6 protein-coding genes, 2 tRNA genes, 4 rRNA genes and 1 pseudogene are annotated in these 15,050 nt (G+C 57.1%); 11 read left to right on the forward strand and 2 right to left on the reverse strand.

Going from position 1 to position 15,050, the window contains the following annotated elements; all coding sequences use genetic code 11:
* Window positions 1-63: 63 nt before the first annotated feature.
* The 9 genes from I9018_RS00660 (at window position 64) to I9018_RS00700 (ending at window position 10,751) form a co-directional block, all read left to right on the forward strand.
* Complete coding sequence (locus I9018_RS00660) at window positions 64-1,245, forward strand: acyl-CoA dehydrogenase (RefSeq protein WP_068584271.1); 1,182 nt, start codon at window positions 64-66, stop codon at window positions 1,243-1,245.
* A 13-nt stretch (window positions 1,246-1,258) separates the two neighbouring features.
* Window positions 1,259-2,479, forward strand: a complete 1,221-nt coding sequence (locus I9018_RS00665; protein ID WP_241108484.1) for a CaiB/BaiF CoA-transferase family protein — start codon at window positions 1,259-1,261, stop codon at window positions 2,477-2,479.
* Between the two features lie 648 nt (window positions 2,480-3,127).
* Window positions 3,128-4,664, forward strand: a 16S ribosomal RNA gene (locus I9018_RS00670).
* Between the two features lie 123 nt (window positions 4,665-4,787).
* Window positions 4,788-4,864, forward strand: a tRNA-Ile gene (locus I9018_RS00675).
* Between the two features lie 10 nt (window positions 4,865-4,874).
* A tRNA-Ala gene (locus I9018_RS00680) sits at window positions 4,875-4,950 on the forward strand.
* Window positions 4,951-5,168: 218 nt separating this feature from the next.
* Window positions 5,169-8,060 (forward strand): 23S ribosomal RNA (locus tag I9018_RS00685).
* A gap of 135 nt (window positions 8,061-8,195) precedes the next feature.
* Window positions 8,196-8,311, forward strand: a 5S ribosomal RNA gene (gene rrf, locus I9018_RS00690).
* Window positions 8,312-8,422: 111 nt separating this feature from the next.
* Window positions 8,423-8,538: ribosomal RNA gene (gene rrf / locus I9018_RS00695) — 5S ribosomal RNA — on the forward strand.
* Together the 16S, 23S and 5S rRNA genes with 2 tRNA genes alongside form the textbook arrangement of a ribosomal RNA operon.
* A 332-nt stretch (window positions 8,539-8,870) precedes the next feature.
* On the forward strand, window positions 8,871-10,751 hold the full coding sequence (locus I9018_RS00700; RefSeq protein WP_068575489.1) for a methyl-accepting chemotaxis protein: 1,881 nt from the start codon (window positions 8,871-8,873) through the stop codon (window positions 10,749-10,751).
* 69 nt (window positions 10,752-10,820) lie between these two features.
* On the opposite strand, the pseudogene I9018_RS00705 reads toward I9018_RS00700, so the two are convergent.
* Window positions 10,821-11,387: pseudogene (locus I9018_RS00705) on the reverse strand (thioesterase domain-containing protein); the annotation flags it as partial.
* A gap of 484 nt (window positions 11,388-11,871) precedes the next feature.
* Between I9018_RS00705 and lapG the strand changes: the two are divergent.
* Complete coding sequence (lapG, locus tag I9018_RS00710; RefSeq protein ID WP_241108486.1) at window positions 11,872-12,564, forward strand: cysteine protease LapG; 693 nt, start codon at window positions 11,872-11,874, stop codon at window positions 12,562-12,564.
* 14 nt (window positions 12,565-12,578) lie between these two features.
* Complete coding sequence (lapD, locus tag I9018_RS00715) at window positions 12,579-14,525, forward strand: cyclic di-GMP receptor LapD (protein WP_241108487.1); 1,947 nt, start codon at window positions 12,579-12,581, stop codon at window positions 14,523-14,525.
* Between the two features lie 40 nt (window positions 14,526-14,565).
* Here lapD and I9018_RS00720 read toward each other — a convergent pair whose 3' ends face one another.
* Window positions 14,566-14,904: a tryptophan synthase subunit beta gene (locus I9018_RS00720; protein WP_241108488.1), complete on the reverse strand. Its 339-nt coding sequence runs from the start codon at window positions 14,902-14,904 to the stop codon at window positions 14,566-14,568.
* Window positions 14,905-15,050: the final 146 nt, after the last annotated feature.

Consider the following 15,050-nt stretch of genomic DNA (forward strand, 5'->3'; position numbering starts at 1 on the left):
CGGGGCGACGACCAGGCCTAGGATCAATCCACGATAGTTGGCCTACTTCACGAGGACTCTCCCATGGGCGGCAAAGCAAGCTTCAACTGGATCGATCCCCTTCTGCTGGATCAGCAACTGACCGAAGAAGAGCGCATGGTGCGCGACAGCGCCGAGCAGTTTGCCCAGGGCAAGCTGATGCCGCGGGTCCTGGAGGCTTTCCGCCATGAGCAGACCGATCCGGCGATCTTCCGCGAGATGGGTGAAGTGGGCCTGCTGGGGGCGACCATTCCCGAGCAATACGGCGGCAGTGGCCTGAACTACGTGTGCTACGGCCTGATCGCCCGTGAAGTGGAGCGTGTGGATTCCGGTTACCGCTCGATGATGAGCGTGCAGTCGTCCCTGGTGATGGTGCCGATCAACGAATTCGGCACCGAGGCGCAAAAGCAGAAGTACCTGCCGAAGCTGGCTTCCGGTGAGTGGATTGGCTGCTTCGGCCTGACCGAACCTAACCATGGCTCCGATCCGGGCGCTATGGTGACCCGTGCGCGCAAGGTGGATGGCGGCTACAGCCTGACCGGCAGCAAGATGTGGATCACCAACAGCCCGATCGCCGATGTCTTCGTGGTCTGGGCCAAGGACGACGCTGGCGATATCCGTGGCTTTGTCCTGGAGAAGGGCTGGAAGGGCCTGAGCGCCCCGGCTATCCATGGCAAGGTCGGCCTGCGGGCGTCGATCACCGGCGAGATCGTCATGGATAACGTGTTCGTTCCGGAAGAAAACATCTTCCCTGATGTGCGTGGCCTGAAAGGTCCTTTCACCTGCCTGAACTCGGCACGCTACGGTATTTCCTGGGGCGCCCTGGGAGCCGCCGAGTTCTGCTGGCACACCGCTCGCCAGTACACCCTGGATCGCCAGCAGTTCGGCCGTCCTTTGGCGGCGACCCAGCTGATCCAGAAGAAGCTGGCGGACATGCAGACCGAGATCACTCTCGCCTTGCAAGGCTGCTTGCGCCTGGGCCGGATGAAGGATGAAGGCACCGCGGCGGTGGAAATCACTTCGATCATGAAGCGCAACTCCTGCGGCAAGTCCCTGGATATTGCCCGCATGGCCCGCGACATGCTGGGCGGCAACGGTATCTCCGACGAGTTCGGCATCGCCCGTCACCTGGTGAACCTGGAGGTGGTCAACACCTATGAAGGCACCCATGACGTGCATGCGCTGATCCTGGGGCGTGCACAAACCGGTATCCAGGCGTTCTATTAATAGGAGAGCGGCCATGGGCGCGTTATCGCATCTGCGGGTACTGGATTTATCGCGGGTCCTGGCCGGGCCATGGTCCGGCCAGATCCTGGCGGACCTGGGGGCCGAGGTCATCAAGGTCGAGCGCCCGGGCAATGGTGACGATACCCGCGCCTGGGGGCCGCCCTTCCTTAAGGACGCTTATGGCGAGAACACTACGGAGGCTGCCTATTACCTGTCGGCCAATCGTAACAAGCAATCGGTGACCATCGACTTCACCCGTCCGGAAGGCCAGCAACTGGTGCGCGAGCTGGCGGCCAAGTCGGACATTCTCATCGAGAACTTCAAGGTGGGCGGCCTGGCGGCCTATGGCCTGGACTATGAGTCGCTCAAGACGCTCAATCCGCGCCTGATCTATTGCTCGATCACCGGGTTCGGCCAGACGGGGCCTTATGCCAAGAGGGCGGGCTATGACTTCATGATCCAGGGGCTGGGTGGGCTGATGAGCCTGACCGGTCGCCCCGAGGGTGATGAAGGTGCCGGGCCGGTGAAGGTCGGCGTGGCCTTGACCGACATCCTGACCGGGCTCTATTCGACGGTGGCGATCCTGGCGGCCCTGGCTCACCGGGACCAGGGCGGCAGCGGGCAGCATATCGACATGGCGCTGCTGGATGTCCAGGTGGCCTGCCTGGCGAACCAGGCGATGAATTACCTGACGACGGGGGTCGCGCCCAAGCGCCTGGGTAATGCCCATCCTAATATAGTGCCCTACCAGGATTTTCCGACGGCGGATGGCGACTTCATTCTTACCGTGGGTAATGATGGGCAGTTTCGTAAGTTTGCCGAAGTGGCGGGCCAGCCGCAGTGGGCGGATGACCCTCGGTTCGCCACCAACAAGCTACGGGTGGCCAATCGTGCGGTGCTGATTCCGCTGATTCGCCAGGCGACAGTGTTCAAGACTACGGCGCAGTGGGTCAGCCAGCTGGAGCAGGCAGGGGTGCCGTGTGGGCCGATCAACGACCTGTCCCAGGTGTTTGCCGATCCGCAGGTGGTGTCCCGTGGCCTGGCCGTGGAGTTGCCGCATGCCTTGGCCGGCATGGTGCCCCAGGTGGCCAGCCCTATTCGTCTCTCCGAGACGCCGGTGGAGTATCGTCAGGCCCCTCCTCTGCTGGGCGAGCATACGCAGCAAGTTCTGCAGTGCGTGCTGGGTATGCAGGCCGAGGCCGTGGATAGCTTGAAGCGGTCGGGAGTGTTGTAGGGGTTTCCTTCTTATATATAGAGAGAGAGGCGCTTTGCGTTCCATGTAACGCTGCCCGGGACAGCTTTTTAAGGCGTTCTGGGCGTTATTCATGGAAAACTGAAAATAAGTGTTGACGGCGAGTTTAATGTCTCTATAATTCGCCCCACTTCCGGCGCAGTCGAAACGGAAAACTCCTTGAGATTCAACGAGTTACGAAGATTTCGATAGCGGTCACGCTTCAGTTCATCGAAGCCCGAAAGGAGCTGATAAGGCAGCGAAAGTAGCCTTGTTAGCGTTTCGATCCTCTCGATCGAAAGCGGTTAAAAAGAGGTGTTGACAGCAGCGTGTAACGCTGTAGAATTCGCCTCCCGCTAACGAGAGATCGAAAGCGCAAGTGGTTGAAGTTACAAAGGAAACTTTGAAAACTTCTTGAAAAAATCACTTGACAGCAAATGAGGCTGCTGTAGAATGCGCGCCTCGGTTGAGACGAAAGATCTTAACCAACCGCTCTTTAACAACTGAATCAAGCAATTCGTGTGGGTGCTTGTGTAGTTAGACTGATAGTCAAAAAGATTATCAGCATCACAAGTGACCATTCGAGAAATCAAATAGTCATTTGAGGTTGCTGAGCCAAGTTTAGGGTTTCTTAAAAACCCAAGCAGTATTGAACTGAAGAGTTTGATCATGGCTCAGATTGAACGCTGGCGGCAGGCCTAACACATGCAAGTCGAGCGGATGAAGTGAGCTTGCTCACGGATTCAGCGGCGGACGGGTGAGTAATGCCTAGGAATCTGCCTGGTAGTGGGGGATAACGTTTCGAAAGGAGCGCTAATACCGCATACGTCCTACGGGAGAAAGCAGGGGACCTTCGGGCCTTGCGCTATCAGATGAGCCTAGGTCGGATTAGCTAGTTGGTGAGGTAATGGCTCACCAAGGCGACGATCCGTAACTGGTCTGAGAGGATGATCAGTCACACTGGAACTGAGACACGGTCCAGACTCCTACGGGAGGCAGCAGTGGGGAATATTGGACAATGGGCGAAAGCCTGATCCAGCCATGCCGCGTGTGTGAAGAAGGTCTTCGGATTGTAAAGCACTTTAAGTTGGGAGGAAGGGCAGTAAGCTAATATCTTGCTGTTTTGACGTTACCGACAGAATAAGCACCGGCTAACTCTGTGCCAGCAGCCGCGGTAATACAGAGGGTGCAAGCGTTAATCGGAATTACTGGGCGTAAAGCGCGCGTAGGTGGTTTGTTAAGTTGGATGTGAAAGCCCCGGGCTCAACCTGGGAACTGCATCCAAAACTGGCAAGCTAGAGTATGGTAGAGGGTGGTGGAATTTCCTGTGTAGCGGTGAAATGCGTAGATATAGGAAGGAACACCAGTGGCGAAGGCGACCACCTGGACTGATACTGACACTGAGGTGCGAAAGCGTGGGGAGCAAACAGGATTAGATACCCTGGTAGTCCACGCCGTAAACGATGTCAACTAGCCGTTGGGGTCCTTGAGACTTTAGTGGCGCAGCTAACGCATTAAGTTGACCGCCTGGGGAGTACGGCCGCAAGGTTAAAACTCAAATGAATTGACGGGGGCCCGCACAAGCGGTGGAGCATGTGGTTTAATTCGAAGCAACGCGAAGAACCTTACCAGGCCTTGACATGCAGAGAACTTTCCAGAGATGGATTGGTGCCTTCGGGAACTCTGACACAGGTGCTGCATGGCTGTCGTCAGCTCGTGTCGTGAGATGTTGGGTTAAGTCCCGTAACGAGCGCAACCCTTGTCCTTAGTTACCAGCACGTTATGGTGGGCACTCTAAGGAGACTGCCGGTGACAAACCGGAGGAAGGTGGGGATGACGTCAAGTCATCATGGCCCTTACGGCCTGGGCTACACACGTGCTACAATGGTCGGTACAGAGGGTTGCCAAGCCGCGAGGTGGAGCTAATCCCACAAAACCGATCGTAGTCCGGATCGCAGTCTGCAACTCGACTGCGTGAAGTCGGAATCGCTAGTAATCGCGAATCAGAATGTCGCGGTGAATACGTTCCCGGGCCTTGTACACACCGCCCGTCACACCATGGGAGTGGGTTGCACCAGAAGTAGCTAGTCTAACCTTCGGGAGGACGGTTACCACGGTGTGATTCATGACTGGGGTGAAGTCGTAACAAGGTAGCCGTAGGGGAACCTGCGGCTGGATCACCTCCTTAATCGACGACATCAGCTGCTTCATAAGCTCCCACACGAATTGCTTGATTCATTGAAGAAGACGATAGAAGCAGCTTTAAGCTCCAAGCTGATAGCTCCAAGCTAACAGTTACAAGCTCGAAATTGGGTCTGTAGCTCAGTTGGTTAGAGCGCACCCCTGATAAGGGTGAGGTCGGCAGTTCGAATCTGCCCAGACCCACCAATTTTGTTATGGGGCCATAGCTCAGCTGGGAGAGCGCCTGCCTTGCACGCAGGAGGTCAGCGGTTCGATCCCGCTTGGCTCCACCATAAACTGCTTCTGAAAGCTTAGAAATGAGCATTCAAATCGAATGTTGATTTCTAGTCTTTTGATTAGATCGTTCTTTAAAAATTTGGGTATGTGATAGAAAGATAGACTGAACACTACTTTCACTGGTAGTGGATCAGGCTAAGGTAAAGTTTGTAAATATTGCAAACTTTCGGCGAATGTCGTCTTCACAGTATAACCAGATTGCTTGGGGTTATATGGTCAAGTGAAGAAGCGCATACGGTGGATGCCTTGGCAGTCAGAGGCGATGAAAGACGTGGTAGCCTGCGATAAGCTTCGGGGAGTCGGCAAACAGACTTTGATCCGGAGATCTCTGAATGGGGGAACCCAGCCATCATAAGATGGTTATCTTACACTGAATACATAGGTGTAAGAGGCGAACCAGGGGAACTGAAACATCTAAGTACCCTGAGGAAAAGAAATCAACCGAGATTCCCTTAGTAGTGGCGAGCGAACGGGGACTAGCCCTTAAGCTTCTTTGATTTTAGCGGAACGCTCTGGAAAGTGCGGCCATAGTGGGTGATAGCCCTGTACGCGAAAGGATCTTAGAAGTGAAATCGAGTAGGACGGGGCACGAGAAACCTTGTCTGAATATGGGGGGACCATCCTCCAAGGCTAAATACTACTGACTGACCGATAGTGAACTAGTACCGTGAGGGAAAGGCGAAAAGAACCCCGGAGAGGGGAGTGAAATAGATCCTGAAACCGTATGCGTACAAGCAGTGGGAGCAGACTTTGTTCTGTGACTGCGTACCTTTTGTATAATGGGTCAGCGACTTATATTCAGTGGCAAGCTTAACCGAATAGGGGAGGCGTAGCGAAAGCGAGTCTTAATAGGGCGTTTAGTCGCTGGGTATAGACCCGAAACCGGGCGATCTATCCATGGGCAGGTTGAAGGTTAGGTAACACTGACTGGAGGACCGAACCGACTACCGTTGAAAAGTTAGCGGATGACCTGTGGATCGGAGTGAAAGGCTAATCAAGCTCGGAGATAGCTGGTTCTCCTCGAAAGCTATTTAGGTAGCGCCTCATGTATCACTGTAGGGGGTAGAGCACTGTTTCGGCTAGGGGGTCATCCCGACTTACCAAACCGATGCAAACTCCGAATACCTACAAGTGCCGAGCATGGGAGACACACGGCGGGTGCTAACGTCCGTCGTGAAAAGGGAAACAACCCAGACCGTCAGCTAAGGTCCCAAAGTTATGGTTAAGTGGGAAACGATGTGGGAAGGCTTAGACAGCTAGGAGGTTGGCTTAGAAGCAGCCACCCTTTAAAGAAAGCGTAATAGCTCACTAGTCGAGTCGGCCTGCGCGGAAGATGTAACGGGGCTCAAACCATACACCGAAGCTACGGGTATCACGTAAGTGATGCGGTAGAGGAGCGTTCTGTAAGCCTGTGAAGGTGAGTTGAGAAGCTTGCTGGAGGTATCAGAAGTGCGAATGCTGACATGAGTAACGACAATGCGAGTGAAAAACTCGCACGCCGAAAGACCAAGGTTTCCTGCGCAACGTTAATCGACGCAGGGTTAGTCGGTCCCTAAGGCGAGGCTGAAAAGCGTAGTCGATGGAAAACAGGTTAATATTCCTGTACTTCTAGTTATTGCGATGGAGGGACGGAGAAGGCTAGGCCAGCTTGGCGTTGGTTGTCCAAGTTTAAGGTGGTAGGCTGAGATCTTAGGTAAATCCGGGATCTTAAGGCCGAGAGCTGATGACGAGTTACCTTTTAGGTGACGAAGTGGTTGATGCCATGCTTCCAAGAAAAGCTTCTAAGCTTCAGATAACTAGGAACCGTACCCCAAACCGACACAGGTGGTTGGGTAGAGAATACCAAGGCGCTTGAGAGAACTCGGGTGAAGGAACTAGGCAAAATGGCACCGTAACTTCGGGAGAAGGTGCGCCGGTGAGGGTGAAGGACTTGCTCCGTAAGCCCATGCCGGTCGAAGATACCAGGCCGCTGCGACTGTTTATTAAAAACACAGCACTCTGCAAACACGAAAGTGGACGTATAGGGTGTGACGCCTGCCCGGTGCCGGAAGGTTAATTGATGGGGTTAGCGCAAGCGAAGCTCTTGATCGAAGCCCCGGTAAACGGCGGCCGTAACTATAACGGTCCTAAGGTAGCGAAATTCCTTGTCGGGTAAGTTCCGACCTGCACGAATGGCGTAACGATGGCGGCGCTGTCTCCACCCGAGACTCAGTGAAATTGAAATCGCTGTGAAGATGCAGTGTATCCGCGGCTAGACGGAAAGACCCCGTGAACCTTTACTATAGCTTTGCACTGGACTTTGAATTTGCTTGTGTAGGATAGGTGGGAGGCTTTGAAGCGTGGACGCCAGTCTGCGTGGAGCCATCCTTGAAATACCACCCTGGCAACTTTGAGGTTCTAACTCAGGTCCGTTATCCGGATCGAGGACAGTGTATGGTGGGTAGTTTGACTGGGGCGGTCTCCTCCTAAAGAGTAACGGAGGAGTACGAAGGTGCGCTCAGACCGGTCGGAAATCGGTCGCAGAGTATAAAGGCAAAAGCGCGCTTGACTGCGAGACAAACACGTCGAGCAGGTACGAAAGTAGGTCTTAGTGATCCGGTGGTTCTGTATGGAAGGGCCATCGCTCAACGGATAAAAGGTACTCCGGGGATAACAGGCTGATACCGCCCAAGAGTTCATATCGACGGCGGTGTTTGGCACCTCGATGTCGGCTCATCACATCCTGGGGCTGAAGCCGGTCCCAAGGGTATGGCTGTTCGCCATTTAAAGTGGTACGCGAGCTGGGTTTAGAACGTCGTGAGACAGTTCGGTCCCTATCTGCCGTGGACGTTTGAGATTTGAGAGGGGCTGCTCCTAGTACGAGAGGACCGGAGTGGACGAACCTCTGGTGTTCCGGTTGTCACGCCAGTGGCATTGCCGGGTAGCTATGTTCGGAAAAGATAACCGCTGAAAGCATCTAAGCGGGAAACTTGCCTCAAGATGAGATCTCACTGGGATCTTGAATCCCCTAAAGGGCCGTCGAAGACTACGACGTTGATAGGTTGGGTGTGTAAGCGCTGTGAGGCGTTGAGCTAACCAATACTAATTGCCCGTGAGGCTTGACCATATAACACCCAAGCAATTTGCTTAAGAGCGAGTTGCGGTGTGTGAAGACGCACGAACCGAAAGTTTGCAGCACACAAACCTATTGCATACCCATTCGCTGGAACGTTGCCCAAACAACGGCTCAGCTACAGAATTTCTTGACGACCATAGAGCATTGGAACCACCTGATCCCATCCCGAACTCAGCAGTGAAACGATGCATCGCCGATGGTAGTGTGGGGTTTCCCCATGTGAGAGTAGGTCATCGTCAAGATTAAATTCCGAAACCCCAATTGCGAAAGCAGTTGGGGTTTTGTCTATTTGTAGAAGCACTGATTTTGCTGGCACGTTTGACTCAAGGTCCAACGGATCGGCCACAGAATTTCTTGACGACCATAGAGCATTGGAACCACCTGATCCCATCCCGAACTCAGCAGTGAAACGATGCATCGCCGATGGTAGTGTGGGGTTTCCCCATGTGAGAGTAGGTCATCGTCAAGATTGAATTCCGAAACCCCAATTGCGAAAGCAATTGGGGTTTTGTTTTTGCGCTGGAAAAATCACCCATCGAGCATGCGCCCTCAACGCCGCTTAGCGGCCACTGCCTGCTCCTGAAAAATACCTCGCAACTGCTCTGGAATGCCGTTCAGCGGGATTTTGGCGATTCCGCTGAGTAATTCAGATAAATCTCTAAGGGTTCGGGAGTTCTTGCCGACAGAGTGATGAGAAATGCGTGCACCAGAGCAGAGCGATCAGAGAATGTCGCCTGCGTTGTTAAATGGAATGTTGCATTCCGGACGCATCCCCACTTTCGGCATAAGAAGTCCCATGAAATGAATCTCAAGTTCAGCCATAAAATCCTTTTGGCCGCCTCCGGCGTAGTGGTTCTGGCTTTTGCGTTGTTCACTTTGTACAACGACTACCTGCAGCGAAACACCATCCGACAGAACCTTGAATCCTCCATCAAACAGGCTGGCGAACTCACATCCAGTAGCGTCCAGAACTGGATGAGCGGGCGTATCCTGGTGCTCGAGAACCTGGCGCAGAACGTTGCTCACCAGGGTCAGAACGCCGACTTCCCAGGCCTGGTCGACCAACCGGCATTCACCTCGAACTTCCAGTTCACCTACGTTGGCCAAGCCAACGGTATCTTCACCCAGCGCCCTGACGCGAAGATGCCCGATGGCTACGACCCTCGCCAGCGTCCTTGGTACAAGCAGGCCGTAGCTGCCGATAAGACCATGCTGACTCCGCCCTACATGGCGGCTGTCGGTGGCCTGGTAGTGACTATCGCCATGCCGGTGAAGAAGCAGGGCGAGCTACTGGGCGTGGTGGGTGGCGACCTGAGCCTGGAAACCCTGGTGAAAATCATCAACTCGGTGGATTTTGGCGGCCTCGGCCACGCTTTCCTGGTCAGCGCCGATGGCCAGGTGATCGTCAGCCCGGACAAAGACCAGGTGATGAAGAACCTCAAGGATATCTACCCTGGCGCCAATGTGCGGATCGAGAACGGCAACCAGGAAGTGGTCCTGAACAAGCAGGAACGTATCCTCTCCTTTACCCCGGTAACCGGCCTGCCGAACGCCGAGTGGTACATCGGCCTGTCCATCGACAAGGACAAGGCCTATGCCCCGCTGAGCCAGTTCCGTACCTCGGCACTGATCGCGATGTTCATCGCCGTAGCCGTGATTGCCGTACTGCTGACCTTGTTGATCCAGGTCCTGATGCGTCCGTTGGTAACCATGGGCCGTGCGATGCAGGATATTGCCCAGGGCGAGGGCGACCTGACCCGCCGTCTGGTGGTGGCGAGCAAGGACGAGTTCGGCGAACTGGGTAGCTCGTTCAACCAATTCGTGGAGCGCATCCACGCCTCGATTTCCGAAGTATCCTCGGCCACTCGCCAAGTCCACGATCTGTCCCAGCGCGTGATGACCTCGTCCAACGCCTCGATCATCGGCTCCGACGAGCAGAGCGCCCGTACCAACAGCGTAGCGGCGGCAATCAACGAACTGGGTGCCGCCACCCAGGAAATCGCCCGTAACGCTGCCGACGCCTCCGAACACGCCAGTGGCGCCAGCGATCAGGCCGACGATGGGCGCCAGGTGGTCGAGCAGACCATCCAGGCGATGACCGAGCTGTCGCAGAAGATCAGCCTCTCCTGCACCCAGATCGAGACCCTGAATGCCAGCACCGACAACATCGGGCACATCCTCGATGTGATCAAGGGCATCTCCCAGCAGACCAACCTCCTGGCGCTCAACGCTGCCATCGAGGCGGCCCGTGCTGGTGAAGCAGGTCGTGGTTTCGCCGTGGTGGCCGATGAGGTGCGCAACCTGGCCCACCGTACCCAGGAGTCGGCGGAAGAGATCCACAAGATGATCACCTCGCTGCAGATCGGCTCCCGCGAAGCGGTGTCGACCATGAACGCCAGCCAGGCGTCCAGCGAAGAGAGCGTCGAAGTGGCCAACCAGGCCGGTGCTCGCCTGATCAGCGTGACCCAGCGCATCGGCGAGATCGATGGGATGAACCAGTCGGTGGCTGCTGCAACCGAAGAGCAGACCGCGGTGGTGGAAGCCCTCAACATCGACATCAACCAGATCAACCTGCTGAACCAGCAGGGTGTCGCCAACCTCAACGAAACCCTGAAGGACTGCGATGCGCTGTCCCAGCAGGCCAGTCGCTTGAAGCAGTTGGTCGACAGCTTCAAGATCTGAGGCGATCCAGAGTCACCTCAAAAGCCCGCTCCTGCCTGATGGCAGGGCGGGCTTTTTCATGCCCGGGCATCAGGCCAGATGCTCTCCCAGCAGCCCCAGGTGAGTGTTGATCACTTGCAGCAAACGTTGGCGTTGGGACTTGATGAAAAAATGGCTGCCGGCAATCTCGATCAACTCGAACTCCCTGCTGGTGAAGGCACGCCACGCGAGCATATGGCTGGCGGTCGCCAAGGGGTCCTCGCTGCCGTAGAAGGCTGTCAGGGGCATCTTGAGAGAGCCGCTGGCCGTGTCGTGCCAGGTCTCGAAGAGCTTCAGGTCGCTGCGTAGCAAGCGCTCGTATTCCAGCAACTCATGTTTCCCGCGAGGCATCTCCTGGGAACTGGCGCCCAGTGTCAGGACCGCCTCTCGGAAAGTCTCGGGAGGCAAGGTATGCAGCAGAGGGTGGGGTGGTGGAGTATCAGGGCTGCGGCAACCAGAGACGAATAGATGACGTGTCTGCTGGGGGAATCGTTCCTGGGCATACTTGGCGGTCTCGTACGCCAGAGAAGCTCCCAGGCCATGGCCGAACAGTGCGTGGGGTTCTGCCAGCCACGATCCGAGGGCCGTGGATATCGACTCCATCAGGTACTGCCAGTCATCGCAGGGCGGCTAGGTGCGGCGTGGACCATGTCCCGGCAGGTTGATCACCACCAACTCGATATGGTCGGCAAGGCCGGTGGACCATATTCGCAGTGGCTCTGCCGCCGCTCCTGAGTGTGGAAAGCAGATCAGGCGGATCCCCGTGGCTTGCCCGGAATTGACGACCAGCGTCCAATGTTGGTTATCGGTGTACACAGCTCTTCCTTAAGCAAGGGGGCCGGCAGATCCTCTCCCGGCGTTGGCACGGCAGGATGGTCCACAAGGTCCCAATCTGCCAGGGGTATTCAAAATACTGGTTGCAGGCGATGAATGCACGCAGCCCAGGAACAGATTTTCACGACGCCTGGTGCTTGGAACTATGCTCTGAGCGTTCGGTGCAGGCCGTCATTTTGCCGGGCAGTGATTGTAAGGTGCCATTGTTTTTTATCGGGCCAGCCTTCACCATCAGCCGATTTACGACAGCTCCCATGGACTCATCCCATTGGCGGTACGTTTAGCTCTCTTTCGGACCTTGCGCTGGCTTGGCGCGGCACTGCTGCTGGCCGGTGTGCTGCTGGGCACCTTGCGGGCCGATTGGGACTTCTCCCTGATCAGCCGACGAGCCACCGCGCTTTACGGCCCCCTGGGCGAAGGCCAGCAACGTATCGATGCCTGGCAGCATCTCCTGGCCACCCAGAAGCAGGTTCAGGAGCGTGAGCAGCTCAAGGTGGTCAACCTGTTCTTCAACAAGAACATGCGCTACGTAGAAGACATCGACCTATGGCACCAGGTGGATTACTGGGAAACGCCGATCGAAGCCCTGTGGAAGGGCGCGGGCGATTGCGAGGACTACGCCATCGCCAAGTATTTCAGCCTCCGCCACCTCGGTGTTTCCAGCGACAAATTGCGCATTACCTACGTCAAGGCGTTGCGCCAGAATCGTGCACACATGGTCCTGACTTACTATTCCACCCCGGATGCCATGCCCCTGGTGCTCGACAGCCTGGAAGACGCGATTCGTCCAGCCAGCGAGCGTACCGACCTGTTGCCGGTCTACTCCTTCAATGCCGAAGGACTCTGGCTTCCAGGCGCCAAGGGCAACAAACGCGTCAGTGATACCAAGCGCCTGTCCCGCTGGCAGGATGTGTTGAAAAAAATGCAGGCCGAAGGATTTCCGGTCGAAACGACTAACTAGGAGCACGAGCTCAGATGTCTTTGTTCAAACAACTGCTGATCGCAATCTGCGTGTTCCTGGTCGTGGCCTTCAGCGGCAGCTTCATGGTCAGCCTGGAAAGTTCGCGTACCCAGTACGTCAATCAACTGCGCTCCCATGCCCAGGACGCCGCCACCGCATTGGCCTTGTCGCTGACCCCGAGCATCGATGACCCGGCGATGGTCGAGCTGATGGTCAGCTCGATCTTCGACAGCGGCTACTACGCCAGCATTCGTGTGGTCGACCTGGCCACCGACAAGACCATCGTCGAGCGTAGTGGGGTCCCTGAGGTGAGCAACGTGCCGCAGTGGTTCGTCAATCTCATCGGCCTGGAGCCAGCTGGCGGCGACGCCCTTGTCAGCCGTGGCTGGGAGCAGGCGGCGCGGGTCGAGGTCATCAGTCATCCGATGTTCGCCGTGGCCAAGCTCTGGCAGAGCGCCCTGGGCAGCCTGGGCTGGCTGCTGATCTGTGGCGCGGTGAGTGCAGTGCTCGGCGCGCTGTTGCTGCGCCGCCAGCTCAAGCCGCTGGACTACATGGTCAAGCAGTCCCATGCCATCGCGCGCCGCGAGTTCCTCAGCCTGCCCGAATTGCCACGTACTCCCGAATTACGCCGGGTCGTGCAGGCCATGAACCAGATGGTGGAGAAGCTCAAGGCACTGTTCCAGGAGCAGGCCGAGCGCAGCGAAAAGCTGCGTGCCGAGTCCTACCAGGACAGCCTGACCGGGTTGGCCAACCGGCGGTATTTCGAGATGCAGCTCAACGCGCGGGTCAGCAATCCGGAGCAGGCCAGCTCCGGCTACCTGCTGCTATTGCGGGTCAAGGACCTGGCAGGCCTGAACCAGCGTCTTGGTGGCCAGCGTACCGACCAGCTGTTACAGGCAGTGGGCGAGCAGCTGCTGCGTGAATGCGACAAGTATCCCGAGACCCATAACCTGGTGACCCGGGTCCGTGGTGGCGAGTTCGCAGTCCTGGCTCCCGGGCTGGTGCGTGAGGAAGCCATCCAGCTGGCCCAGAACCTGGACAGTGCCCTGGGCAACCTGCACGCCACCGGGGCCACCGATGTGGCTTCGGTCGCATCGATCGGCTTGGCGGCCTTTGCCCATGGCGACTCGCCACAAGCGGTGCTCAGCCTGGGTGACCAGGCCCTGGCCCAGGCCGAAGCCCAGGGGGATGCCAGCTGGGCCTGCCTGGACCAGCACGCCAGTGCCCAGGTGGGGGACGATCATCACGCCTGGCACCGGTTGCTGGACCAGGCCCTGTCGCAACGACGCTTCCAGCTGTATTTCCAGCCTGTAGTGGCGGCGCAGGATACGTCGGTGGTGCTGCACAACAAGGTGCTGTCGCGGCTGTTGGATGAGCAGGGGCAGACCATTCCTGCAGGGCGCTTCCTACCCTGGCTGGAGCGCTTTGGCTGGACCTCGCGCCTGGACCTGCTGATGCTCGAACAGGTGCTTGGGCACTTGGCTGGACACTCCGAGTCGCTGGCGTTGAACCTGTCGGCCGCAACCCTGGGTGACCCGCAGACCCTGAACCGGGTGTTCGAGCTGTTGCGCCAGCATTCGGACCTTGGATCGCGCCTGACCCTGGAGATCGGTGAAGAACAACTGCCGGACCAGGCGCGCCTGGAACAGCTGACCCGCCAGTTGCGCAGCTTGGGCTTCTCCCTCAGCCTGCAGCGCTTCGGTGGTCGCTTCAGCATGATCGGCAACCTGGCGCGCCTTGGCCTGGCCTATCTGAAGATCGACGGCAGTTACATCCGTGCCATCGACCAGGAAAGTGACAAGCGCCTGTTTATCGAAGCCATCCAGCGCGCCGCCCACAGTATCGACCTGCCACTCATCGCCGAGCGGGTCGAGACCCAGGGCGAGTTGCAGGTGATTCGTGAGATGGGATTGTTCGGGGTACAGGGGCAGCTGTTCGGCGAACCCGCTCCCTGGCGTTGAAAACTGATCACCCCATGGCCGGCATACCGGCCATGGGAGGTCAGATCAGTCCGGTTTCATCATCATTGATCAATCGGCTCAAGCCGCCCAATGCCTCACGGGCGTTACTACGGTCCAGCAGCTTGGCCTGGGCCGCCTCCGGCAGATCGGTAATGCGGATCACGCCCTTGCTGGTCAGGACCTGAATCAGGTCGTCCAGCACCCGAACCATTTCCAGGTCACTGTGCTTGAGCTGCTTGAGGCTGATTTCCACTGCCTCGTTGGCGTACCAGGTCTGGATCTCATGGTGATCGGCGGGCAGCGTCTCGGTGGCTTCGGCAAACGCCGCAGCCTCCACGCGAACCAGTTGGCCCTGTGCATCGCGTTGCACGTAGAACATGGCATATCCCTCAGGCATTTTTTTCAGCGTCGGCCGTCGACAGCACAGGCCGGCGTGGCTCCCATGGCGCGAGTATGCGGTGTGCCGAGGCAATCGTCACGACGCGTGCTGTGCAGCGAAACCCGGCAGCCTCCCGCAAGGGGTGG

This window comes from Pseudomonas sp. MPFS (assembly GCF_022537035.1).
GTDB classification, from domain to species: domain Bacteria; phylum Pseudomonadota; class Gammaproteobacteria; order Pseudomonadales; family Pseudomonadaceae; genus Aquipseudomonas; species Aquipseudomonas sessilinigenes.